The organism is Frankia sp. CeTa3Moorea (assembly GCF_978021225.1).
In genome coordinates, this window is sequence record NZ_CDXDOR010000076.1 from 1 (window position 1) to 23,931 (window position 23,931).

Annotated in this window: 17 protein-coding genes; 8 read left to right on the forward strand and 9 right to left on the reverse strand. The window is 70.4% G+C overall.

The window, feature by feature from the left end; genetic code table 11:
* Window positions 1–375: 375 nt before the first annotated feature.
* Window positions 376–1,065, forward strand: coding sequence for a class I SAM-dependent methyltransferase (locus AC08OV_RS14490; protein WP_476615202.1), 690 nt, complete (start codon window positions 376–378; stop codon window positions 1,063–1,065).
* A gap of 50 nt (window positions 1,066–1,115) precedes the next feature.
* Here the strand turns inward: AC08OV_RS14490 and AC08OV_RS14495 are convergent, their stop codons facing one another.
* On the reverse strand, window positions 1,116–2,555 hold the full coding sequence (locus tag AC08OV_RS14495) for an N-acetylmuramoyl-L-alanine amidase (protein WP_476615201.1): 1,440 nt from the start codon (window positions 2,553–2,555) through the stop codon (window positions 1,116–1,118).
* 207 nt (window positions 2,556–2,762) lie between these two features.
* On the opposite strand from AC08OV_RS14495, the gene AC08OV_RS14500 reads away from it, so the two are divergent.
* Window positions 2,763–3,224 carry a ChaB family protein gene (locus AC08OV_RS14500; RefSeq protein WP_476615200.1) on the forward strand — a complete coding sequence of 154 codons (462 nt, stop codon included), beginning with the start codon at window positions 2,763–2,765 and terminating at the stop codon, window positions 3,222–3,224.
* Window positions 3,225–3,276: 52 nt separating this feature from the next.
* On the opposite strand, the gene AC08OV_RS14505 is transcribed toward AC08OV_RS14500, so the two are convergent.
* The 3 genes from AC08OV_RS14505 to AC08OV_RS14515 all read right to left on the reverse strand — a co-directional run bounded on the left by AC08OV_RS14505 (window position 3,277) and on the right by AC08OV_RS14515 (window position 11,430).
* Entirely contained in the window at window positions 3,277–5,958 is a 2,682-nt protein-coding gene (locus tag AC08OV_RS14505; protein ID WP_476615199.1) for an MMPL family transporter, read from the reverse strand.
* A gap of 563 nt (window positions 5,959–6,521) precedes the next feature.
* Window positions 6,522–7,553, reverse strand: coding sequence for a LuxR C-terminal-related transcriptional regulator (locus tag AC08OV_RS14510; RefSeq protein ID WP_476619781.1), 1,032 nt, complete (start codon window positions 7,551–7,553; stop codon window positions 6,522–6,524).
* A gap of 181 nt (window positions 7,554–7,734) precedes the next feature.
* Window positions 7,735–11,430: a TM0106 family RecB-like putative nuclease gene (locus AC08OV_RS14515; protein ID WP_476613510.1), complete on the reverse strand. Its 3,696-nt coding sequence runs from the start codon at window positions 11,428–11,430 to the stop codon at window positions 7,735–7,737.
* A gap of 312 nt (window positions 11,431–11,742) precedes the next feature.
* Here AC08OV_RS14515 and AC08OV_RS14520 point away from each other — a divergent pair, with 312 nt between their 5' ends.
* Entirely contained in the window at window positions 11,743–11,886 is a 144-nt protein-coding gene (locus AC08OV_RS14520) for a winged helix-turn-helix transcriptional regulator (RefSeq protein WP_476613512.1), read from the forward strand.
* A gap of 110 nt (window positions 11,887–11,996) precedes the next feature.
* Here AC08OV_RS14520 and AC08OV_RS14525 read toward each other — a convergent pair whose 3' ends face one another.
* On the reverse strand, window positions 11,997–14,126 hold the full coding sequence (locus AC08OV_RS14525) for a catalase (protein WP_476613513.1): 2,130 nt from the start codon (window positions 14,124–14,126) through the stop codon (window positions 11,997–11,999).
* 189 nt (window positions 14,127–14,315) lie between these two features.
* On the opposite strand from AC08OV_RS14525, the gene AC08OV_RS14530 reads away from it, so the two are divergent.
* Window positions 14,316–16,043, forward strand: a complete 1,728-nt coding sequence (locus AC08OV_RS14530; RefSeq protein ID WP_476613514.1) for an acetate--CoA ligase family protein — start codon at window positions 14,316–14,318, stop codon at window positions 16,041–16,043.
* Between the two features lie 111 nt (window positions 16,044–16,154).
* Window positions 16,155–17,015 carry a prephenate dehydratase gene (locus tag AC08OV_RS14535; protein ID WP_476613515.1) on the forward strand — a complete coding sequence of 287 codons (861 nt, stop codon included), beginning with the start codon at window positions 16,155–16,157 and terminating at the stop codon, window positions 17,013–17,015.
* Window positions 17,016–17,061: 46 nt separating this feature from the next.
* Here AC08OV_RS14535 and AC08OV_RS14540 read toward each other — a convergent pair whose 3' ends face one another.
* From AC08OV_RS14540 to AC08OV_RS14550, 3 genes are all read right to left on the reverse strand, one after another.
* Window positions 17,062–17,691, reverse strand: coding sequence for a methyltransferase domain-containing protein (locus AC08OV_RS14540; protein ID WP_476613516.1), 630 nt, complete (start codon window positions 17,689–17,691; stop codon window positions 17,062–17,064).
* Window positions 17,673–18,602 (reverse strand): aminoglycoside phosphotransferase/kinase family protein, encoded by a 930-nt coding sequence (locus AC08OV_RS14545; protein ID WP_476613517.1) that lies wholly within the window; start codon window positions 18,600–18,602, stop codon window positions 17,673–17,675. The genes AC08OV_RS14540 and AC08OV_RS14545 overlap by 19 nt, the downstream gene beginning before the upstream one ends.
* Window positions 18,603–18,687: 85 nt before the next feature.
* Entirely contained in the window at window positions 18,688–19,440 is a 753-nt protein-coding gene (locus AC08OV_RS14550; protein ID WP_476613518.1) for a hypothetical protein, read from the reverse strand.
* Window positions 19,441–19,546: 106 nt separating this feature from the next.
* On the opposite strand from AC08OV_RS14550, the gene AC08OV_RS14555 reads away from it, so the two are divergent.
* The 3 genes from AC08OV_RS14555 (at window position 19,547) to AC08OV_RS14565 (ending at window position 22,205) form a co-directional block, all read left to right on the forward strand.
* Window positions 19,547–20,884 carry a helix-turn-helix domain-containing protein gene (locus AC08OV_RS14555; protein ID WP_476613519.1) on the forward strand — a complete coding sequence of 446 codons (1,338 nt, stop codon included), beginning with the start codon at window positions 19,547–19,549 and terminating at the stop codon, window positions 20,882–20,884.
* Window positions 20,885–20,888: 4 nt separating this feature from the next.
* Complete coding sequence (locus AC08OV_RS14560; protein ID WP_476613520.1) at window positions 20,889–21,443, forward strand: GNAT family N-acetyltransferase; 555 nt, start codon at window positions 20,889–20,891, stop codon at window positions 21,441–21,443.
* A gap of 555 nt (window positions 21,444–21,998) precedes the next feature.
* Window positions 21,999–22,205, forward strand: a complete 207-nt coding sequence (locus AC08OV_RS14565; RefSeq protein WP_476613521.1) for a DNA-binding protein — start codon at window positions 21,999–22,001, stop codon at window positions 22,203–22,205.
* A gap of 340 nt (window positions 22,206–22,545) precedes the next feature.
* Here the strand turns inward: AC08OV_RS14565 and AC08OV_RS14570 are convergent, their stop codons facing one another.
* The gene (locus AC08OV_RS14570) at window positions 22,546–23,469 is read right to left on the reverse strand and encodes a beta-ketoacyl-ACP synthase III (protein WP_476613522.1); all 924 of its coding nucleotides are present in this window, start codon (window positions 23,467–23,469) and stop codon (window positions 22,546–22,548) included.
* Between the last annotated feature and the right edge of the window lie 462 nt (window positions 23,470–23,931).

The window sequence follows — 23,931 nt, forward strand, 5'->3', positions numbered from 1 at the left end:
GTGGGTGGCCGGGCGACGGACGGTGGACGGCGTCGGGCGCTGCCTCACCGCACCGAGATCGGCGCCGGAAGCGATGGTGCGCGGGTGGTGGCGCTGAGGGCGCGGCTGAGGGCGCGCCCGGAACTCCGGCCACGAAGGTGCCGGGGACGCGCCTGATCGGGGGACGGCGCGGGGCCGTCAGCGACAGCGGCTGGTCTCAGCGCGCCCGTAGTCGATGCAGCGGCGGCACGTCAGCAATGGAGATGTGCGCACACTTTTCACCCTGAGTAGGTGAACGTTGCCGCGTCAAGAAGGAGGTGGGAATGTGACGTGCGATACGTCAGGCCCGCGCGGGAAGTTCGGGTGCGCAGCCGGGCCCGACCGTATGATTGTCCAATGGATGAGATAGTAATCTCATATTCCGAGACGCCAGGCTGGGATCCCGAGACCTACGACGGGGAGCGCCGCCGGCTCGTCCCCTCCTTCGACCTGCTGTACGGATCGGTCGGCGACCTGGTGGCACGCCAGGGTGGCGCCCGACCGGCGGTGCTCGACCTCGGCGCGGGCACCGGTCTGCTGGCCGCCGCGGTCGCCGCGGCCGTCCCCGACGTCCGGTTACACCTGTTCGACGGCGCCGCGCCGATGCTGGCCAAGGCCCGGGCGCGGCTGTCCGCCGGCTCGATCGAGGCCGTCACCGTCGCGGACCTCGCCTCCGCCCTGCCGACCGGCCCGTTCGACGCGGTCGTCTCGGCGCTGGCCATCCACCACCTCGACGACCCCGGCAAGCGCGACCTGTTCCGCCGGGTGCGCGACGTCCTGTGGCCGGGTGGGCTGTTCGTCAACCTCGAGCAGGTCAACGGCCCGACTGCCGCCCTGACCCGGCAGTACGAGGACATGCACGAACGGCAGGCTCGGGCGGCGGGTTCAGACGACGCCGAGTGGCAGGCCGCGTTGCGGCGGATGTCCTTCGATCGGTGCGCGCCGCTCGCCGACCAGCTCGACTGGCTGGCCGACGCCGGATTCGCGCCGGTCGACTGCGTCGCCAAGCACGGCAGGTTCGCGGTCTATGCCGGCTGGCGCCCCTGAGTCCGTCCACGGCCCACCCCGTCACCCGGCGGGGCACCAGCCGGTGAGCCTCACACCAGCTGCCGGGCGACGTCCGTCCGCACACCTGCCAGGGCGGTGTAGGCCGCGCCGCCCGGACATTCGGTAGCCATCCAGTCGCGGTGCCCGCTAACAGCCGGGACGGTACGACGCCTGCCACTCACCGGATGGACGTAGTGGACGGTGCCGAGCGGGTCGAGATGATGCGCTCCGGTCAACGCGAGCAGCACCAGGACGAGCGTGCGACGGGCGGCGGCGGTGGGGGTGCGCGTCCGCAGGTCACCGAGCAGCGCGACGCCGACGTTGCCGGCGTTGAAGTCCGCCACGTGCGCACCCGTCACCACGTAGCCGTCCTCCCGGTGGCCGGGAACGCTCTCCGTTCCCGACCACCGGCCCTCGTAAAGCGTGCCTGCCTCGTCGATGAGGAGGTGGTACCCGATGTCCGACCATCCCCGCTCGACCGTGTGGAAGTGGTAGATCGCCCGCACGGTGGCGGCGGGGTTCGGATCGTCGTTGGGCGTCACCGTGTGATGAACCGTGACAACCTGGCCCGGGTGGTACGTCGGTTTCCAACCGCTGCCGGGTGAGGGGGACAGCCGCAGCGACTCGTCCGCGCCCCACGCGGCCCGGGGCAGGTAGCGCAGGTCGAGCGTCGCCGGCAGCCGGACGGGGGCGACCGGCGCAGCGGGGACCGCCGACGCCCCAGACGCGGTCGCGACACGGGGCGGCGGCGACGATCTGGGCGCGGCGAAGAGCCCCGGCGACCGGGCGGCGCGCGAAACCGAGATCGCGGAAAGGGCGGCGTAGGCGGACACAATGGGTGCCGTTAACCGCTGCAACGGCCCCGACGTCGTGTTCAGGGCGGTGGACGTCACGGACGTCGCGCCGGGTGGCAACCACAGTTCGTAGCCGGTCGCGCGGTGCGCGGCGACCAGCACGGCGGCGCTCCTCCCCCCGGCCGGCGGGTCGTCCCGATCCACCGGACAGCCGACCGCCAGCGACCGCCATGCGTCGAACCCACCCCCCGGCGGGCGCAGCCGGATCTCGGCGCCCCGAGAAGCGGCACCGCCGGCACCGGCGGTCCCGGCGGTCCCGGCGGTCCCCGTGCCGGCACCCCCGGGACCGGCCCGGCCATCCGCCGCGCGATCCTTCCCGTCACGGGTCCATCGGACGGCCACGTAACCGATGTCGAAATCCGACGTCGCGGGCCCCACTCCCCTCGTCACGGCGGCCAGGGTCCGGGGCACGAGCACGACACGCGTCCCCGGCGCCGAGAGGGCCCGCGCTTCCGCACCGGGTCGGACCCCTGCGGCCGGTGGCCCGGCCGGGCCAGCGGACGCGCTGCTCGGCGCGGCGTCGAGCAGCGTCTCCGCCCATCCACCCAGACCGGCACCGGCGAGACCGAGCATTCCGCGCCGGGACAGACCGGGCTCACGGCGACGCCGGCGAAACGGGTCAGCGGCATGGGACATGAGGCGTCCTTCGGGTCGTCAGGGTTGAGACATTGGCACGCTACGGTAGTCGATGCCTTACCCTGTGCATCAAGGCGCCAAGAGATCCACCACGAGCCACGAGCTACCCGGCGGCAACGGGGACGGGGAATACGTCCCAGCGTCACGGGAAGGTCCATAAGCATCCGTTCGGGAGGACCTGAGCATCCGTTCGGGAGGAGGAGTGCCATGGTCGGGAAGAAGCCGCGGACCGACAAAACCAACAAGAAGGCGCAGGCCGACGAGATGCGGGACGATGTTCCGTCCACCATCGCCCGCTCCGACGATCAGGCCATCCGCACCTGGAAGAAAACCCACGACTCGGCGGTGGAGACCTACGGTGAGGGTGCGCGTGCCCACCGTGCGGCCTTTGCCGCCCTCAAGCACACCCACGAGAAGGTGGGGGACCGTTGGCGGCCGAAGGGTCGGCCCGGTCCCTCCGACGAGCAGGCCGCCACGCCGACGCCCGCCTCCCGGCACAGCGGGCCGACCGCCGAGGGCGTGGACGCGAACGCCTCGCTGACGCACCTGCGCGCGCTCGCCCGCGAGCTCGGCATCCCCGGCCGATCGACGATGTCGAGGGACGATCTCGTCGAGGCGATCAAGAAGGCCAACCGCAGGCGGACCGCGCAGGCCCGCAGCAGCGCGTAGGAGCCGTCCGCTCCTGGGAATACCGACCAGGACCAAGATTGGCGTTTACTACCTATGAGCTTTCGACGCGGATGCCGTCGAGTGCGAAACCCCGGATACCCGTCATGGCCGGTAAGGGCCCACCGTCCGCGCGCCGCCGCGGGCGCAGGTAGTAGTGCCAGGTCGGGGCCGGCCCGGCCGGAGGCCGGGTCCATCGGGTGGGTTCCCCCCGCCCCCGCCGATAAGTGATCTTCGTCGTCATGCGGTTGCCGGGGTCGGGGGGTCCCCCGAGCCCGAGGTCCCCCGCGCGCGAGGCCGCTTCGTCGCCGTCCTCCCGCAGGCTGAACCGCGCGTGCAGACGGCGCAACGGCTCGGGAGCCCACCAGTTGTAGTCGCCCGCCAGGGCCATGAACGCCGGGACGAGGATCGCTCGGACGAGGGTCACGTCGAGCACGATCGACACGGTCAGCCCGACACCCACCAGTTTGATCATGCTGATGTCCGATGCGGACAACGCGACCATGACCACGACGAGAGCGAGCGCCACACTCGTGATCAGTGGACCGGTCGCCCCCAGCCCACGGGCGACGGAATCGTGGTTGTCTCCCGTCCGCAGGTACTCCTCGCGGATGCGGGCGAGCAGGAAGATCTCGTAGTCCATGCTGAGCCCGAACGCGATGAAGAACATCAGGACCGGGCTGGTCATCTCCAGCGTGCCCGACACCTGGAAGTCGCCGACCAGACCGGTCAGGTGCCCGTCCTGGAAGACGAACGCCAGCAGCCCGACGGTGGCGGCGAGGTTCAGCGTGTTGAGGAACATCGCCTTCAGCGGAAGGAGCACGCTGCCGGTGAACAGGAACAGCAGGATGAAGGTCGCCGTCATCACGACGGCGAAGGCCGGTAGCAGACTCCGCTTGATGGAATGCGAGGTGTCGAGGAAGTGTGGCGCGAGTCCGCCGATGAGGACGCCGAACGGCGCCGGTGTCGCCTGCAGCCTCCGGACCAGGTCCTTCGCCGGCTCGGACAGCGGAGACCTGTCGGTCTGCCACACCGACAGCCAGGCGCCGCGATGCGTTCCGACGTACCTCATCGGAGTCTTCGGCACCGCACCGACCCGCTCGCCCCGCAGGAAGCTGCCGGTGACGGTGTCGACGCGGGCAACGCCCGGCAGCGCGGACAGCCGGATCGCGTAGTCGGTCAGCTTCTCGGCGTTCCCCGGGTCCCGCGCGTCCACTCCGGGCACCACGATCGGAATCTGGCAGGGCAGGCAGACGACGAAGTCCTCCCGCATCGCGTCATTGACGACGTGAGCCTCCGCGGTCGCCGGCAGGACTGTGTCGTCGGCCAGCGCGAGGTTGAGGTGGCGCAGCGGCGCGGCACACAGCACCAACACGAAGATCGCGGCCCCACCGAAGAACACCGGGTGGCGCATGACCCGCCGCGCCAGCGCCGACCAGCCGTGGCCAGCCGCCGCGGCCCCCACGCGGTGGCCGCCGGACCGCCGGCGACCCGAGCGCCTCGGGCGTGACCCCGAGCGTCTCAGGCGTGACAACGCCAGCCGGACGTTGCCGCGCTCGATGCGGTCACCGAGGACCATCAGCGCCGCGGGCAGCACGAGCAGTGCGGCCACCTCCGAGGCGACGACGACGATGATGCCGGCGAAGGCGAACGAACGCAGGTAATAGATCGGGAAGACCAGCGCGGCCGTCAGGGACAGCGCCACCGTCACCCCGGAGAAGAACACCGTGCGCCCGGCGGTCTCCAGCGTCCGGCGCAGCGCCGCCGCCGGGAGCAGCCCGCGGTCCTGTTCGTCCCGAAAACGTCGCAGGATGAACAGGCTGTAATCGACCGCGAGACCGAATCCGAGGGCGGTCGTCAGGTTCACCGAGAAGACCGACACGTCAGTGAGCGTGGCCGCCAGCCGCAGCAGCGCGAGACTCGACACCACCGACACCACGCCGACCAGGACCGGAAGCAGGGCAGCCGGGACCGTGCCGAAGGCGTAGAGCAGCACGAGGAACACCAGCGGAGTGGAGATCTGCTCACCGTGCGCCAGGTCGACACGGCTGCGCTCGGTCACGTCACGCATGACCGCGGGCGCCCCGCCGAACCGGACCTGGACCCCCGGGCCGTCGTGGGCGTACCGGTCGTGCAGGGCGTTCAGGCGGTGCTGGATGTGGTCCTCGGAACCGGTGAGCCGAAACACGATCAGGGCCGACCGACCGTCCTTCGCACGCAGCAGCGGGCTCGCCTCGTTGGGCCCGCCCGGCCAGTACGACAGCACCGAGGTCACCCCCGGCTCCGCGGCAATCCGCCCGGTGAGCTCCCGGCCCAGGCGGGCGGCGATCGGCCCGTCGATACCCGGGGCCGACGTCAGCATGATGGCGACGTCGGGGGGCGCGTCCGGGAACTCCTCGTCGAGCAGCCGCTCGGCCCGCGTCGACGGATCGCCCGGTGCGTAGAAACCACCGGTGGCAAGCTGGTCGTAGATTCCGGCATTCCACGGCAGCAGCACGACCACCAGCAGGCAGGCAGCGGCGAGTACCCTTCCCCGGTACACGACGGCCGCGTCAGCCACCATTGTGAACAGCGAACGGGGTGGTGCGCCGGTGGAGCCCGTCGGCGCGGGGCCGCGGTCGGCCCAGCCCTCGTCCCGTCCGTGCGACCCCTCGTCCCGTCCGTGCGACAACGCGGCATACGTCACCCGATCGGGGCGGGATTCGCGCTGCTGCGCCGGATCAGCGAACGACGGCATGACGCTCCTTCGAGGATCTCCCGTGCCGATGGATCTCGTGACGGCCGGACGGTGGCCGCCAGCGGCCACGCGTCCGGGCATGGAGCACCGCATGGAGCACTGCGTGGAGAGCACTGCGAGGAAGTCCCGAGCTTCCACCTTGAAAGTAGACCTGCCTGAGACCCTGGTCCCGAACTACCCTCGCCCGGAGGCAGAAGTGTAGCGGGAGTCTGGCCACGATCGATATTCGGCCGCCGAAAGCAGGGCCGCCGGAAGAATCTTCGAGGGTAGGCGGCCGCCGCGGCGTAGGAGGAGTGGGCGGGAATGCCGGGAGCAATCCCGAAGGTAGTAGGGCAATGCCTCAGGCCCAGCCTGAGCCTCGGCTCGCCGGCCGGGCGGCCCCGCCACTCCTGCCCGCACAGCGTGAAAACACCGCTATGGCACCGATGGCAGGCCACATCGACCCGCGGTCGAGATCCTCGTACACCGGCGCCGGGAATATACGGCGGGGTCGAATGGCCGTGACTGCCAGACCGGCAGTCACGGCCACGCCCCCGGCAGGGGCCCGGTGCGGACCCCTGAGATCAGGGCAGCATTCCCAGCTGGCGCGCGGCGTGTACCGCGGCTGTGCGGTTACGGACACCGAGCTTGCGCATGATGCTGCGCAGGTACGCCTTCACCGTCTCGGGCGAGACCGTCAGCCGGCGGGCCGTCTCGACGTTGGACAATCCCAACGAGACCTGGGCAAGCACCTCCAGCTCGCGCGGGGTCAGCGTCAGCCGTCCGACCGTCTTCGTCTCCTCGGCGAGCAGCCCGCGCAGCAGCTCGGACACCCCGCCGATGCGACCGCGCAGGAACGGGTCGGCGACATGCTCGGTGACCTCCTGAAGCTCCCGGTAGGCCAGCCGCAGGCTCTCCCGGGGCAGACCCGACATCCGCGGGAACGGGACGGCCCCCGGCCGCACGGCCGGCACCCCGCCCTGGACCGGCACCTGCATCCGCCCCTGGACCGGCATTCCGCCCTGGACCGGCATTCCGCCCTGGACCGGCACCCGCCCCTCGACCGGGCCCCGTCCCTGGACCGGCACCCGCCCCTCGACCGGCACCCGCCCCTGGACCGGTACGGACGGCACCCTCGACCGCGGCCCCCCACTGACGAGACCGAGTTCGCGTTCCATCAACCGGGCCACCGCCATAGCTGCGTGAATAGCCGACTCATCGAATGACAGATCCGGTTCGAGAGCGGCATACAGTACCGCGGCCACCGCGCCGTCCTCGCATACTGGCACCGCCATGATCGCACCGAGACCGGTGTCGTCGATCTCCGCGGCGGTGGATCGCAGCGCTCTTCGCGCGGCAGCTCGATCATTGATGACGACCGGCCGGCAATGCTTGACGACCTGACCGCCGATTCCCATCCCGGCTGGGATCTCGACACCGATCAGCCCGGCCGGCCCCGGCCCGTCCACGTTGGTGATGGTCAGGGTGCGGGAATGGAGTGCGACCATTCCCCCGAAAGTAATGTGTGCACCCGATGAGGCCCGCAGGCGCGCGAGCGCCCGAGGCAGAACAGTTTGCATACGGCTAGGAATAGCCAGTGTAAGAGTCATGAGCATCCCCTTCCCCAACCTGCCCAGACGTCGCGAATCCTAGCACCGTCTTTACAATAAGCACAAACAAATACCGACGAAACGGACTTTACATATCTGCATGAGAGTTGGGGGCCGCGGGCGCGTAGTGGACTCCGTGGCTTCATCGCTACCACCCATCAGGTTCCGGCAACGTACCAGGAAAGTGTCAGGAATGTATCGGGGAGCGCACGGTGAGCGGGTCCGTTCGGGCCATGGCACGCAGCCGGGCTAACCCGGCGAGGAGCTGAAGTTCGGCGACCGAACGGGGAGAGCTGTCGAGCAGCGCCGGTGACATGACCAGCGCCGCCGCCACCTGTGCCCGGGAGATCGCGACGTTGAGCCGGTTGCGGGAGAGCAGGAAGTCCAGCCCCCGCGGCGCCTGGGCCGAGCTGGACGTGGTGAGCGAGGTGATGACGACGGCTGCCTCCTGGCCCTGGAAACGGTCCACCGTCCCGACCCGCACCCCGGGCAGGCCCGCCTTGCCCAGCGCGTGCTCGACCGCCCGCACCTGCCGGTTGTAGGGGGCGACGACCAGCAGGTCGCTGCCGAGGAGCGGGCGCGGGGGCCCGCCGTCGACGAGGGTACGACCGAGCAGGTGGCGAACGATGTCACGGATCACAGCAACCTCCTCGTCCGACCGGGTGCCGTTGTCGTGATGCTCGACGTCGTGCAGGTACAGCCCGGCCGGTACACCCGCCACGGCGCGCGTCCCGGCCACCGGATGCGCGTGCAGCAGCCCCCGGTACGCCAGCGCCGACACCGGCGCGCATACGGCCGGGTGCAGCCGGCGGGTCCGATCGAGGAAGTAGCCGAACTCGGGCGGGATCACCTCGGCGTCGCCGAGCAGATGCGACAGCGCCGAGGCGTCCGCGCCGTCCGGATGGATGCCGGCCACCACCTGCGGCAGTTGCTGCGGATCGCCGAGGAGCACGAGGTTGCGGGCCGCGCCGGCCACCGCGAGGGTATCTGCGAGCGCGAACTGCCCCGCCTCGTCAATGATCAGAACGTCGAAGGGGTCACCACGCAGCACCGGGTTCGCGAACGCCCAGGCGGTGTCCCCGACCAGGTGGCCCTCGGGGTGCTCCCGGCGCCACGCCGCAAGTGCCCGCAGATCCCGCGGACCGTCCCAGGGCGGGAACACGCCCGGAGCCGCCTGAGCCGGCTTCGCCCCGGACCGCTGTTTCTTCGCGGCGGGCACCGCGGGGCGCCAGGCGGGCACGGCGTCCGCGGCCCGGGCGTCGGCGGCCCCGGTATCCGCGGCTTGGGCGTCCGCGGGATTCGGGTCCGCCGGCGGCTGGCCGGTCGCGGCGAGCATCGCGTTCTCGATCGCCTTGTGACTGGTCGAGCAGACCCCGACCGTGCGCCCCTGCTCGACGAGATGGCGGATGAGCCTGCCGGCGAGGTAGGTCTTGCCCGCCCCAGGCGGCCCCTGCACGGCCAGGTAGGAGCCGTCGAGCGCGCTCACCGCGGCGAGCACGGCGGCGATCTGGTCTCCGTCGTGCTCGCCGGGCGCCGGCAGGTCGCCCCGGCCGATCAGCCGCGGGGGGCGACGGCGCAGCAGGTCCAACGCGGGGTCCGCAGGCAGGTCCGGCAGGGCGTCGGCGGTCCGGCGGGCGAGGTCGCGGATCGCCGCCGGCTTGGGTTCCGGACGCACCGGCGATCCGGGCAGCACGGCGAGGGGCGGCCTGCGGGCCACGTCGTCGGGGGCGACGCTCTCCCGCAGCAGCAGCGTGTGCGGCTCGGCCCGCTCGACGACCGCGTCGGTGGTAACGCCCTCGGCCCCGGGCGGTCCCGGGTAGAGCAGCCGCACCGCCTCGCCGCGGTCGAAGGGATGCGGACGGTCCGCATCGACGCGGGCCTGCAGCAGTCGACGACTCCGCCGCCGTCGCCCGGCCGGTTCGACCCAGTCCTCGACAACGGTCCAGCTCACCGGGACCGCGCAGTCGTCAGCCGATTCCAGCGTGGCGCGATCGGCGGTCAGCGCCGCGAAGTACGACCACCAGGCGGGCTTGTTCTCACGCCGGTGGTATCCGACGGCCGCGGCGAGCAGGGCGCGCGCCCGCTCGTCGTCCGTCCAGTCAGCCGGGTCGTCGGGAAGACCCGCGACGAGGGTGTCGACGAGCGCGTCGTCGGCGGCGTCGGCGTCGGCGGGGTCTACCGGGTCGGTGCCGGAGGCTGTGGAGGTCGGGGCGGCGAGGTCGATCCGCGGCGTGCCGCCGTCGGCCTCCCGCAGGCCCAGCAGCCAGCGGTGCAGTCGGTGGGTCGACACGCAGTCGATCCGGTTGTAGTCGGCGATCTGAGCGAGGACGCGGTCGGCCGCGGCGAGCTCCCCGGCGGCGCGGTGTGCCAGGAAGCTCTCGTACGCCACGATGCTGTCGATGGCGTTCTTCACCTCGGCCTGCCGGGCACCGGGCAGGAACAGCGGTTCGAGGTATTTGATCGAGTAGGACGGCTGGGAGATCCGCAGGCTGCGCCGGACCACGGCGTAGAGATCCACCAGCCGGTGCCCAGCGAGCAGATCGTCGACCTGCCGTTCCCGCGTGCCGTGTCGCGCGGCCAGCCGGCGCAACGCGTTCGGCTCGTAGGGCGCGTAATGGTAGATGTGCGCGCCGGGGTGCGCGCGCAACCGCTCCGTCGCCCAGTCGACGAAACGCTCGAACGCCTGCCGCTCCCCCGCCCGATCATGCGCCCAGAACGCCCGGAAGACCTCGCCGTCCGCGAGGGTGACCGCGCCGAACAGGTACTCCAGACCGGCGGCGTCCAGCGCGTACGGATCGCCCTCCATATCGAAGTAGATGTCACCGGGATCGGGCGCCGGAAGGGCCGCGAGCCCCTCCGGGCCGGTCATCCGGACGGTCACCGTCCCGACCGGGTCGTCCGCGGTCCGCGTCGCATCCTGCGCGGCCTGCAGTTCCGCCTGAAGACGCAGTCCCGCGAATGTCGCCGGGGACATCGTCGCGGGCCGCTGGTCGTCGCGGGCCGCGGCGAGCTCCTCCACCGCGGTGATGCCAGCCGCGCGCAGCACCCGTCGCTGGTCGCCGCGCAGCCCGGCGACCAGCGACAGGTCGCGGGCCTCCGCCCGGCCGCGCGTGCAGTGCGCGCTGAACGCGCAGGTGGCGCAGGCCGACCGGGGCTCGGCCCAGGATGGTTCGGGAACCACGGGGGCGACCGCCAGCCGATCGGCGAGACGGCTTCGCGCGTGCCCGACCATCGGCACGACATCGTCGACCCGGAACCTGCGCACAACCCCGGGCGCGGGAGCGGTGGCCCGCTGCGCGGGATGCAACAGATGCATGAACCGCGGAACGGGTACGCCCACCGACGGTAAGGCCGCCGCGTAGGCGGCGAGCTGCAGCACGGCTCCCGGACTGGCGTGCCGGGCGAGCTTGGCGTCGTAGGGCTCGTAGCGGCCCGCGACCGCGGGCCCGGTCGACGCGCCGGTGATCGGATCGAGATGCGCCGCGATGAGGAAGTCGGGGCGCCCCTGGAACGCGCCGTCGAACAGCGCCCCCTGGTAGACGACGGGAACCCCGGCGGCCAACGCCTGGCGGGTCCGCTCGTGGGCCCGGGCCAGGGCGGCGAGCGTGGGGGCGGGCCGCTCGATCGCCACGACCCCGTCCGCGCCGAAACACCGGCGCAGATGCTCCAGCCAGCGTCGTTCGTGCGCCTCGCCGTGCCGCACGGCAGTGGTGTCCGCGGGGGTCAGGCGCACCCGGTCGATCCGGCGCGGCCCGTCATCCGATGTCTCCCCAGTCACCAGCCCGGCGGCGAGCGCGTGCGCAAGCCCGACGCGATGCCCACACTCGACGACATCGACAAGATCACTGGCGGAAACCACCCAGCGGTCCTCGAACCTGTGCACGACACCATCCCCATCTGGGCCATCCCGTTTCCATCCGGGCCATCCCGTTCGGTCCCGTGCCGATCCTCTCCCGATCCGGGTTCACGGTCCGGACCAACCCGGCCGGGCGTGCCCCGAAGGACTGAACGCGGCCGGCCACGCCGCCCGCGCGAGCAGACCCGGCCCGTAGCCGACCCGGCCGGTCACTCCCGCCGGGCTGGAGGCAGCGGTCGTCGCCGTGCAGCACGGGCAGACCCTGTCCACGACCCGGTACTCGGTCACCTGCGACAGTTGGAGCGAGACGGCCTGGTCTCGCGCACGTATCACGCCGAGATGCCGCCACGGGTCGAGTACGAGCCGACAGATCTGGGTCGCAGCCTCTCGCCCGTCTTCCAGACGCTGGTGACGTGGGCGGATTCGCACCTCGACCAGGTCCACGCCGCCCGCCGCCGGTACGACGCCGGCGGACCGCCATGATCACGCGCGAACCCGGCCTCCTCGAAGACCTGACGGGCCTTGACCGTCACGATCTGGCACGACGGCACGACGGCACCATCGGCAACAACGCGGCAACGCGGCGCCCGGCCCTACGCGGCGACGGCCTCCAGCGCGCGGTCGAAGTGCCGGTGGGCGGCCACGGCCGTGGTGAACGCGGAACCGAAGTCGTCGAGCACGGACGGCCCCGCAAAGTCGCGGACCGTCACGACACCCCGGTCGGACACCACCACGTCACCCTGGTCGGCGACCCGCGCGCCCGGCAAGGAGGCGATCTCGAGCAACGACACCCCTGCGCCGACTGCGCCGATCGGCTTCGCGTGCTTGTACGCCTCGCCGACGTAGTGCACGGCCTCGCCGTTGTGTGTCAGTGCGGTGACACCGCGCTCGCCCGGGGCGACGAACACCGCGTCGTAGAGGACCGAGGACATGGTCACCAGCGTTCGGTCCACCGGCAGCGCGTCGCCGGACACCGTGGCGAGCATGCCTCCGTGTGGCGCGAGAACCTCCAGGATCGCGCCCTGTTCGCGCAGCGCGGCGGTGGCCGAACGCAATGCCACCTCGTCCACGCCGTCCGCCGCGAGCACCGCGATCCTGCGGGTGGCCACCCCGCTGGGCTGGTCGGCCTGGCTCAGCGCGGGTGAGGACCGTCCGTGGTTCGGGGTGCTCTCCGGTGGCACCGGCAGCCCGAGGTTCTCGGCGACCCCAGCCGCGAGTTCGTGGTCCACCTGGGCGAGATGTCCCAGGACACGCTCCTTGATCTGGGTGTAGTCGACCTTGCCGAGCTCGAAGCTAAACGCGTCGACGATGTGCCGCCGCTCCCAGGAGGACATGCTGTTCCAGAACAGGGTGGCCTGGCTGTAGAAGTCCTTGAAGCTCTCGCTCCGCTTACGGATCTTGTTCCCGTCGACCCGCTCGGCGTAGTGCACGTACCCCCCGTGCGCCGGATCGGAGAGCACCGGGCAACCGCCGCTGATCGAGTTCGGGAAGTACGACGTCTGGCTCTGCTGAATGCGATGCTGCCCGTAACCGTCGCGGGAGTTGTTGTGCACCGCCGCGACCGGCCGGTTGACCGGCAGTTGGGCGAAGTTCGGGCCGCCGAGCCGGATCAGTTGGGTATCCAGGTAGGAGAACAGCCGGGCCTGCAGCAGCGGGTCGTTCGTGAAGTCGATGCCGGGGACGACGTTCTGTACGCAGAACGCCACCTGCTCGGTCTCGGCGAAGAAATTGTCGGGGTTGCGGTTGAGCACCAGCCGTCCCACCGGCCGCACCGGCACCCGCTCCTCAGGAATGATCTTCGTCGCGTCGAGAAGATCGAAGTCAAACGCGTGCTCGTCGGATTCCGGCACGAGCTGCACGCCGAGTTCCCACTCCGGGAACGTACCGTTCTCGATCGACTCCCACAGGTCCCGCCGGTTGAAGTCGGGGTCCTTGCCCGCGATCTTCTGTGTCTCGTCCCAGACCAGGGAGTGCGTGCCGAGCTTCGGCCGCCAGTGGAACTTGACGAAGGTCCCCTGCCCGGCGGCATCGACGAACCGGAAGGTGTGCACGCCGAAGCCCTGCATCATCCGGTAGCTGCGCGGCAGTGCCCGGTCCGACATCAGCCACATCATCATGTGCATCGACTCGGGGACGAGGCTGACGAAGTCCCACAGGGTGTTGTGCGCGGAGGATGCCTGCGGGATCTCGTTGTGCGGCTCCGGCTTCACCGCATGGACGAAGTCGGGGAACTTGATACCGTCCTGAATGAAGAACACCGGCATGTTGTTACCGACGAGATCGAAGTTACCCTCCTCGGTATAAAATCTGACGGCAAATCCGCGTACGTCCCGGACCGTGTCCGCGGAACCGCGGGAACCGCCGACGGTCGAGAACCGTACGAACACCGGGGTACGCCGGCCGGCCTCGCCCAGGAAGTGCGCCCGGGTCACGTCGGCGAGCGACTCGTACGCCTCGAAGTACCCGTAGGCACCGGCACCGCGGGCGTGGACGACCCGCTCGGGGATGCGCTCGTGATCGAACCGGGTGAGCTTCTCCCGGAAGTGGAAGTCCTCCAGCAGCGTCGGACCGCGTTCCCCCGCCGCGAGCGAGTCGTCGGTGTGTTCGACACCGATCCCCTGGTCGGTGGTCATGCGGGCGCCGTCGTCGCCGACTCGGACGGCGTCGAGCTGCTGCTGCTTCGCGTCGTCCCGCGGGAGGCGCGACGTCCCAGGATCGGTCATGATGGTCACCTCGCTGACTGCCTGATGCTGTCCGGACGTACCCGGACCTACCCGCGACGACACGAGTAAATCTCGCTTCCGGACGGCGTCGCGCCGGCGTCGCGGTCTTCCCCACCGCCGACGGGAACCGGCGACGAACCAGCGACGAACCAGCGAGGAACCGGCGACGAACCAGCGAGGAGGCATCCGTTGCGGGAGAACCTGGCGGAGTCACGCAGCATCGCCCGGCTGCTCCACCCGCGCACGGTCGCCGTGGTGGGGGCAAGCCGCGAGCCGGGCTCGGTCGGTCACGAGGTCTTCCGCCGGCTGCTCACCAGCGAGTTCACCGGCTCTGTCTATCCGGTCAACGCCGCGGCAACCCATGTGGCATCCGTCTACGCCTACCGGGACCTGTGTGACGTCCCAGTCGAGATCGACCTCGTGGTCGTCGCGGTGCCGGCGCCACGGGTCGCCGAGGTCATGCGGGCCTGCGCGGAGAAGGGGGTACGCGCCGTCATTGTGGTCGCGGCCGGCTTCGCCGACGGTGGTGACGAGGGACGGGCCCGGCTCGCGGACGTTATCCGGATCGCCCGTGACGGCGGCATGCGACTGATCGGGCCGAACGCGATGGGCGTCATCAACACCGTCCCGACGGTCCGGCTGCACGCCACCTTCGCGGTCGGCGACCCCCCGCCCGGCCGGGTCGGCCTGTTCACCCAGTCCGGGGCGCTCGCGGGCACGTTCCTCACCGACGCCTCCCGGCGCGCCCTGGGCATCTCCACGTTCGTCTCGATCGGGGACCGCTCGGACGTCTCCTGCAACGACCTGCTGCGGTACTGGCGCTCCGATCCACGAACCGGCGTGGTCATGTTGCATCTGCAGAGCCTGGGCAACCCACGCCGGTTCGCCCGGATCGCCCGCGAGCTCAGCCGGCACAAGCCGGTCGTGGCACTCAAGAGCGGGCGGGAGGCCGCCCACAGCGACATCGACGCCCTGTTCAGCAGCGCCGGAGTGATCCGCGTCGACACGTTGAGCCAGCTGTTCGACACGGCCCAACTGCTGGCCTGCCAACCGCTGCCGGCCGGCCGGCGGGTCGGCATCGTCGGGACCTCCAGCGCGCTCGCGGCGCTCGCCGCCGACGCCTGCCGTACCTACGGGCTCGGCGTGCCGGCGCTGTCCGCGTCGACCTGCGCCGGCCTCGCCACGCTGGTCGGCCATCGGCACGCCACGAACCCCGTCGATCTCGGGCCGCTGGCCGATCCGGACCGGTTCGACGCCGCGCTGCGCGCGGTCGCGACCTCCGGGGACGTCGACGCGATCATCACCCTGGTCACCCCGCACGCGCAGGTCGACCGGCTGGCGAGCTCGGTGCGCGCGGTGGCCGTCGAGAGCGGCCTGCCGGTGCTCGCCTCCTTTCTCGGGCAGGATGGGATCCCTGCCCATCTGGCTGTCCGGGACGGCTCGGGTACCCCGGGCCCGGGGTCGGTGCCGTCCTACGCCTCGCCGGAGTCGGCCGCGCTCGCGCTGTCCCGCGCGGCCGATCATGCCGCCTGGCGGACCCGGGACCAGGGCAGCGTCCCTGTGCTGGCCGGCATCGGCCTGGACCGCGCCCGTGCCGAGGCCGAGCGCTACCCGAAGGACGGGGCGTGGCTGCCCGATGCCGCCGTCGCGACCCTGCTGGCCGGGGTCGGCCTGCGCGCCTGGCCGAGCCGGCGGGTCGGCAACCAGGCCGAGGCCCTCGCCGCGGCGGAGGCGTTCGGGTGGCCGGTGGCGCTGAAAATCGCCGACGAACGGTTCCGCAGCCGGCTCGACGTCGGCGCCGTCCAACTCGGAGTCGACGATGCGGCCGGGCTCACGCAGGCCTGGCAGGCCATCCGCCTGCTCCCGCCCGAGACGGAGCCACGGACGCTGCCGCGCACGCTCGCCGCCGACGGTTGAGCCCGCTCTCGGGCACGGGGACTGTCGCCCGGGAACTGTACGGTCGAGGAGTCAACACCGGCACCGGTACGGACCCAGCCGGTACCCGATCCAGCGGATTCGAGGACATGGATGACCGCCCGACAGAGGATCGCGTTCCAGGGCGAGCGGGGAGCCAACTCCCACATCGCCTGCCGGGACGTCTATCCAGACTACGACGCGGTCCCTTACCAGACCTTCGACGAGTGCTTCTCCGCGCTGGAGGAGAGTGAGGTGGACCTGGCGATGATCCCGGTGGAGAACTCCACCGCGGGTCGGGTCGCCGACATCCACCATCTGCTCCCCCGCCCCGGGGTGCACATCATCGGCGAGTACTTCCTGCCGATCCGTCACCAGCTGCTCGGCCTGCCCGGGGTGACCCTCGACGAGGTGAAGACGGTGCACAGCCATCCCCAGGCGCTGGCCCAGTGCCGGGAGGCGCTGCGCACGCTGGGTCTGACGGCGGTCGCCCACGCCGACACCGCCGGGGCCGCCCGGGAGATCGCCGAGGCCGGCGATCCGACCAGGGCCGCGATCGCCTCCCGGCTCGCCGCCGAGGCGTACGGGCTGCAGATCCTCCAGGCCGATCTCGAGGACGCGGACCACAACACGACGCGGTTCCTGATTCTGTCCGGCGAGAACCTGCGCGCGGCCGCCGGTGTCGGCCCGATCGTCACGACGTTCTTCTTCAAGGTGCACAACCGGCCCGCCGCGCTCTACAAGGCCCTCGGCGGCTTTGCCACGAACGGGGTCAACATGACCCGGCTGGAGAGCTACATGGTGGGCGGGGGCTTCGTCGCCACCCAGTTCCTCGCCGACATCGAGGGCAGCCCGGAGGAGCCGGCCGTCGCCCGCGCCTTCGAGGAGCTGTCCTTCTACGCCGACCACCGCATCCTCGGCGTCTACCGGGCGAGCCGGTACCGGGAACGGATCAGCACCGGTTCCGGGGCCTGATCGGCCGCCGGTGGAACGCGCCCCCCCAGCACAGGGGTGCCGACCCCTACGCCCATGCGGTGACGATCAGCGTAGTCGGGGTCAGGTGGGTGTCGGCAGCACGAATGTCGATGTCGCTGAAGCCAGCCCGGCGTAGTAGGCGCTTCCAGCTCTCCGGAGCGTGGAGGTACCAGCGCGTACCCGAGCGGGTAGGCCGTTTCATGCCCTCATCTACGGCGCGGACGGAAAAGGCCAGCAGGCCAGGCGTGGAGAGCCGGCGTCGGATCATCCACAGCACGGGCGTCGCGGGTGTCAGGCCGATGGCCCCGAACACGCTGTAACACACGTGGATTGGCTCGGTCTCGGTGAACAGGAACCGCAGAGCATCGGCGTGGCGAAGGTCAAGTGCCGGCCAGCGTGCCCGCGCCCGCCGGATCTGGGAGGGCGCCGCGTCGACGCCGACACCGCGGGCGCCACAGTAATCGACGAGGTACGCGAGGTTATCGCCGGTGCCGCATCCGAGTTCCACCACCGTCTTGCCGGACACATCCCCGAGGAGCGCGGCACCGGGGTCGCCGGCCCCGGTACGTGTCCAGGCGAAACGCGGCGGGCCGGGGGGATGGAGGAGGTCACCGGCCGCGATCCGGGCACGGGCGTGACGTTCCCACACGCCGACGTTCACAGCGACGGTGCCCACAGCAACGCCGTCACCTCGTGAAGGTGCCGGCTTACCACCGACGCCACGAAATCGTCCCGCCCGGGGTCTGGCATCCACACGGTGGCCTGATCGAGATACCATGTGATGATCCACAGCCGGTGCCAGCCCAGCGCCCACACCTCCGCAGGCAGGCCCGCGCGAGGCCGGGACGTCTCCGCCGCCCCGCCGGCCCTGATGTACGCCCAGATCAGCCGCCGCAGGCTCGCCGGGTCCGCCGGTTGCTGGGTGCCCTGCCAGGAAGCCAGGTCGAGCACCTGGGGGCCGACGAAACAGCGAGCCCAGTCCAGCAGCCACCACCCGTCCCCCCGCACGTGCAGGCTGGTCGGGTGAAACTCACTGTGGCACAGCCCGAACGGGGCAACGCCGGCCCCGTCCGCGAGCCGATCGGCGTGCGCCGCCAGCACCCGCAACGACCGGTCAAGGTCGGTGCTTGCGGTCCACCGTCCCGCCGCCCGTAGCTCCGCCAGCCGAGCCAGCGCCCGACCGGGCAACGCGGTCAACGCGGCCCCGTCCACCACCGGCAGCCGCAGCGCGTCGGGGGGGGTCGCGTCATGAACCGCGAGGGCCGCCCGCACCGCATAGTCCCCGGTCGCGTCCCGATCGGCGTAGCCGAGGTCTTCGAGCAGCATGCCGAGCATGCCGTCACGGACGACGCTCGCGACCACCGCCGGCACGCGCACACCCTGCCTGCGAACGTGCCGCAGAATGTCCGCCTCCGCGGTGAACGGCTCCCGTGCCCACTTGAAGATCAGACCAGGGCCGTCGGTGAAACGGACCCGTTCCACCCCGGACATCCCCCAAACCCGGACCCGCGTGCAGGACAGGGGCATGCCCCGGCCGATCTGGTCAACCAGCCCGGCCAGCAGCGCGGACTGTGGTGTGTCATCCATTCTCGATCTCCGACGACGTTTCCCGCCACGAGAGCACAGGCCGGCCGGTGACGGCGGGATACGGTCACCGGCCGGCCCCAGGGACTCAGGCCGTCGCGACGGAACCGGCCAGGGCGCGGATGGACGCGATCCACTCCCGCTTCATCGTGCCCAGGTCCGCGCGGAACCGGGCCAGATCGACCCCGTACGGCGCGACCACACCACCGGACATGTTCGGCGACGACTGGCAGCCGTGCACCAGCCGGCCGCCCAGCGCCGTGTGCGCCCGGACGGAGGCGACCCGCCGATACTCGTTGAAGAACCCGCCGTGGTACAGGTCATCGATCCGCTCCGCCGCCGCGGTATCCAGATCGAACACCACCTGCGCCGTCGCCGCGAAGAACCACGCTGGCCCGATGTCGGAGATGTCCCCGGACAGCTCCACCCGGTTCAACGCCGCCAACGTCGCCGACTCCCGCAGAATCCGCAGGTCCCGCGCGCTCACGTCAAGATCCGGATCGTCCATGACAGCCGGGGAGAACAGGTAGCCGTACACCTGATCCGCCGTCCGCAGAACCGCCGCCGGATCATCGGTGCGCTGACCGAACGCGCGGACGAACTCCAACGCCTGCTGTTCCACCGCCGCCGTGTCCGTCTCGGACAGCGGCAACAGCCTGTCGGTGACCAGGTCCCAGTCCACCAACATCCACACCGGCCGGTCGCTACGCCTGAAGAAGTACTCCGCCGGGTCGATCCGCAGTATCGGGCCGTCCACCGACACCCCCGGGATACGCTCCCACGCGGGGGTGAACGGCTGCGCCATCTCCACCTCGATCGACTCATCCAACGCCGTGGCCATCTCCACATCCCTTCCCGTCGGTCCTCGGCGCCGGCCGGGGACCCTGCGTCAGCCCGACCGGAGCCGCTACCGCAATCGTGATCCGGATCGCAGGGCGGAGGAATGTATGACCGTGCCCCGTACATATGCCCACGCCGAGGTCATGGCCCCCGACCAGGGCAGGCGGGTTCACGATGGCGTCATGTCCGCGATGCTCGGCACCGAGATACGCCGCCGCCGGACCGCCCCCGGCCTGTCCCAACAACGACTCGCCGCCCGCGTCGACGTCGACCAGGGCCTGATCTCGAAGGTCGAGACCGGCGCGAAGACCCCGTCACCCCGCCTCATACACGCAATCGACGACGCCCTGAACGCCGGGGGCGATCTGGTCGGCCTGCACAACCAGGAGACATGCGCCGAGCCCGACGGACACCGCGAGGCTGACCGCCGCCACCAGAAGGAGATAGTCAACATGGCTGCCCACCGCGCCCGTCAGTTCGTTCTGACCCATCAGGCGACGCTGACCGCAGAGACCATCGAACAGGTCTACGACGACGTTCGGACGCTCGCTGTCGCCTATCCCAAACAACCGCTCTCCGAACTCCTCGGACCGCTCGCCGAGGTACAGGACAACCTGTTCAGCCTCCTCGAACGGCGGCAGAAACCCGCCCAGGCCCAGCAGCTCTACCTACTCGGCGGCGTGATCGGCGGACTACTCGGGAAGGCAGCCCACGATCTCAGCGTCCCCCACGCGGCCATGACCCACGCGCGCACCGCTTTCGTCTGCGCCGAGCAGGCCGACCACGACGGGCTACGCGCATGGGTGCGCGGACTGCAATCCCTCATCGCCTATTGGTCTGGCCGGCCGCGGGAAGCCCTTCGCTACGCGCAAGCCGGATCCGCGTTCGCCGCCTGCAGCGGCGGCACCGTCGCCGTCTGGCTCCCCCTCAGCGAAGCACGCGCATGGGCCGCAGTCCGCAACGTCGAGCAGACGCGCGCCGCGATCGAACGGGCCGAACGCGCCGCAGATGAGGTCACATCCGACGACCTCGACGAGATCGGCGGCATCTGCACCTTCTCCCACGCCCGCCAGACCTACTACGCCGCCGACGCACTGCACTGGCTACCCACCGAAGCCGACAGCGCCGAAACCTACTCCGCACAGGCCGTGGACGCCTACAGCGACACCAACCGGCCCGAGTGGGCGTTCGGTGACCAGGCCGGCAGCCACACTGGCCTTGCGTTCGCCCGCATCGCCCGCGGCGACCTCGACGGCGCCGCCGATGCCGTCATGCCGGTCCTCGGTCTGATCCCCGAACAACGGATCAACGGAATCGTGCACTCTGTGCAGCGCCTTCACCGCGCCATCGCCACGTCCGATCTCGGTGTCGACCCGGCCGCCCGTAGCCTCCAAGAGGAGATAGAGACCTTCACCCGCACTCCCGCGAACGCTCTGCCACGGTAGACGGGTGACCCTCCACCCCCTCCAGCTCGCCGGTACGGCCGTCACGCTCCGCGAGTTCACCGCGGACGACAGCAAGGCCGTCCATGGCCTTGTCGGCGATCGGCGCGTCACCGACTACCTAGCGTTTGACGCCAAGAGTCTCGAACAGTCCGACACCATGCTCGCCGGCATACTCGACCGTGCCCGCCAGCAGCCCCGCACCGAGTTCTACATGGCCGTCGACCTCGACGCGACCCTGATCGGCTTCGCCCGCCTCGGCCTCAGCGGCGTGCAAGCCGCAAAACTCGGCTACGCCATCCACGCCGACCACTGGGGCCACGGCCACGCCACCGACGCCGTCCGCACCATCATCGGGTTTGGGTTCGCCGGCCTCGGCCTGCACCGGATCACCGCCGCGATCGGCCCAAACAACCCTGCATCCATCGCCGTCGTCCAACACCTCGGCTTCGCGAAGGAAGGACGCCTCCGCGACCACGTCCACACCAACGACGCATGGCGCGACAGCATCTTGTATTCGATCCTCGCCAACGAGTGGTCAGCGCGGGATGTCCGCCCCTGACGTGCCCGGCCCTGGGTATGTCGTCGCAGACTTTCTCTACCGCCTTGAAGGCCGGAAACGGCGAACGGCCGGCAACCCCAGGCGAGGTCACCGGCCGCCGCACGGTCGCGGGTCTTGCGTTACTCGCTCTTTGTGATCTCTCGCTCGTCTTCCGGTCGGTTGCCGTGCCAGATGGACGCATACGTAGCCTGTACCGCCAGATCGGCCCACCAGGTAGCCGCCTCACGATCCGTGCTCATAGCGTCGACACAGACCCGCATGCCGCCCGGAAACACGAGTACCGGCCGACGGACCTGGAAACCCGGTATGACCGGCGGCATCTCGACTGCCGGAGGTTTCGCCGGATGCGCCATCAGCACCACACTAAGATCCGAACGCATGCTGTCCGGCAGCCGAGACTCACCATCTGAGATCATGGGCATAGGTCACGTTCCCTTCCAGGAGGGTGCGAGATCAAGGCCCTGGCGGAGAGGGTAGGAGCTCACCGCCAGGGCCGCCTATTGGGGCACCCCAAGAGTAGCGAGATGCTTGGGGTGCCGCAATAGGCTGTAGCCCATGGGCGAGAACGACCTGTGGACGACGGGCGATATTGGACGACGCCTCGGCATCACGGCCGAGCGTGCCCGCCAGCTTTCTCACCGCCCAGACTTCCCCGCACCTCATATCGATCAAGGTACGGTCCGTCTCTGGCAACCCGCCGACGTCGAGACATGGATCATGCAGTACCGACCGGCAGCCGCCAAGAACCAGCCGCAGCCCTAGGCCCCAGCCATACCGAGTCGCTGCGCTTAAGGAAGTGATCTAGGTCACATCTTTCGGTGTACCTCGCGAAGTTAGTGCAATGAGTACCCGTGGCACTGGACGCCGTCTCATGTGGACGAGTGGTCGCTGTCGATGACGAGTGACCAACGGCTGGGTGAGTCCCACTGCGTGGTGTAGATCGGGATGGGCTGGTTGATCGTCCGGGGTGGGGGTGTGTCGCTCCGGGACAAAGACGGCCATCGCGGGTTGCCGAGGGTGCCGCCGTGCCGCGGTTGGGGGCGAATGCCGGCGCTCGGGCCCGCGCTCCCTCCAGCCGCGCGGCGTCGCGCCGCCGCGGCTGTCATGGGCAGCGGACGACTTGGCCTGCGTATGACAGTCCGCCGCCGAATCCGAACAGCAGCACGTGCGAGCCCTTCTCGATCTTTCCGCCTTCGACCAGCTTGGAGAAGGCGAGCGGGATGCTGGCGGCCGAGGTGTTGCCTGATTCCTGTACGTCGCGTGCGATCATCGCGTTGACGGCGCCGATCTTTCGCGCGATCGGTTCGATGATGCGCAGATTGGCCTGGTGGAGGACGACGCCGCCCAGGTCTTCCGGTCTGATTCCGGCCTGCTCGCAGACGCGCAGGGCGATCGCGGGCAGAGCGGTCGTGGCCCAGCGGTACACCGCCTGGCCTTCCTGCGAGAACTTCTCCTCGATGACCACTGCATGGCCCATGTCGGGTATCGAACCCCAGACGACCGGGCTGATCTCCGGTTTTTCCGAGGCCACGACCACCGCGGCGCCGGCGCCGTCGCCGATGAGCACGCAGGTGGTGCGGTCGGACCAGTCGGTGAAGTCGGACAGCTTCTCTGCTCCGATGACCAGTGCCTTGGTTGCGGAGCCGGCGGCGATGGCCTGGTCAGCGACTGCCATGGCGTGCGGGTAGCCGGAACATGCGGTGTTGATGTCGAGAGCTGCGGGGGAGGGGGAGCCGATCTGGGCTGCGACCCGGGCCGCGGTGTTCGGTGAGCGGCCGAGGGCGGTGCAGGTGGCGACGATGACGAGGTCGATGTCGGAGCCTGTGAAGCCGGCGGAGCTGAGGGCCTTCTCGGCGGCTCGGGCGGCCATGTCTGCCACGGACTCGTCGTCGGCGATATGGCGGGTGCGGATGCCGACCCGGCTTTGAATCCATTCGTCGTTGGTGTCGACCCGCTTCGACAGATCATCGTTAGTCAACATCCTGGCCGGCTGGTAGTGGCCCAGCGCCAGCACGCGAGAGCTCATCGGTCTGGAATCTCCTTGATCTGCCGGGCAGTTGTGCGAGGGTAGTCAGATGATTACACGTCAACCGTACCGCCGGGAGTCTGCCATGCTCGATGGGCGCCCGGGTGTGCCGCGTCAAGATCTTGGCTCCGGGCGGTCGACGACTGGCGTCGGCCACGGCCTCTTCCCGAGCGGGCCGCAGGCCTGGGTCCGGCGCGGGATGCCGATCAGCTCGCAGAATCTTGAGGTCGGCAGCGCGTCGTCGTCGCGGTTCACCTCGAGATCCCGGCGGGGGTCAGCCGCCCCTCCGGCGGCCTCTCCTACGCCCACGGAGCGACATGAGCCTCGCCGGACGCGGTCTTGAGCTCGTCGACCGCGACCGCGCGAGCTTCGTCACACGACGACGGCCGTGACGCCCCGCCGGCGGCCAGACCGGCGCGGCCGGCCTCCAGGAACTGCCGCTTCCACTTCCCGACCGACGGG

Coding starts and splice junctions, on each gene's coding strand:
- AC08OV_RS14500 (WP_476615200.1), top strand. CDS start 2,763: ATGGTCGGGAAGAAGCCGCGGACCGACAAAACCAACAAGAAGGCGCAG.
- AC08OV_RS14520 (WP_476613512.1), top strand. CDS start 11,743: ATGCCGCCACGGGTCGAGTACGAGCCGACAGATCTGGGTCGCAGCCTC.
- AC08OV_RS14550 (WP_476613518.1), bottom strand. CDS start 19,440: ATGGCCACGGCGTTGGATGAGTCGATCGAGGTGGAGATGGCGCAGCCG.
- AC08OV_RS14525 (WP_476613513.1), bottom strand. CDS start 14,126: ATGACCGATCCTGGGACGTCGCGCCTCCCGCGGGACGACGCGAAGCAG.
- AC08OV_RS14490 (WP_476615202.1), top strand. CDS start 376: ATGGATGAGATAGTAATCTCATATTCCGAGACGCCAGGCTGGGATCCC.
- AC08OV_RS14510 (WP_476619781.1), bottom strand. CDS start 7,553: ATGCTCATGACTCTTACACTGGCTATTCCTAGCCGTATGCAAACTGTT.
- AC08OV_RS14495 (WP_476615201.1), bottom strand. CDS start 2,555: ATGTCCCATGCCGCTGACCCGTTTCGCCGGCGTCGCCGTGAGCCCGGT.
- AC08OV_RS14545 (WP_476613517.1), bottom strand. CDS start 18,602: ATGGATGACACACCACAGTCCGCGCTGCTGGCCGGGCTGGTTGACCAG.
- AC08OV_RS14570 (WP_476613522.1), bottom strand. CDS start 23,469: ATGAGCTCTCGCGTGCTGGCGCTGGGCCACTACCAGCCGGCCAGGATG.
- AC08OV_RS14555 (WP_476613519.1), top strand. CDS start 19,547: ATGACCGTGCCCCGTACATATGCCCACGCCGAGGTCATGGCCCCCGAC.
- AC08OV_RS14505 (WP_476615199.1), bottom strand. CDS start 5,958: ATGCCGTCGTTCGCTGATCCGGCGCAGCAGCGCGAATCCCGCCCCGAT.
- AC08OV_RS14565 (WP_476613521.1), top strand. CDS start 21,999: ATGGGCGAGAACGACCTGTGGACGACGGGCGATATTGGACGACGCCTC.
- AC08OV_RS14535 (WP_476613515.1), top strand. CDS start 16,155: ATGACCGCCCGACAGAGGATCGCGTTCCAGGGCGAGCGGGGAGCCAAC.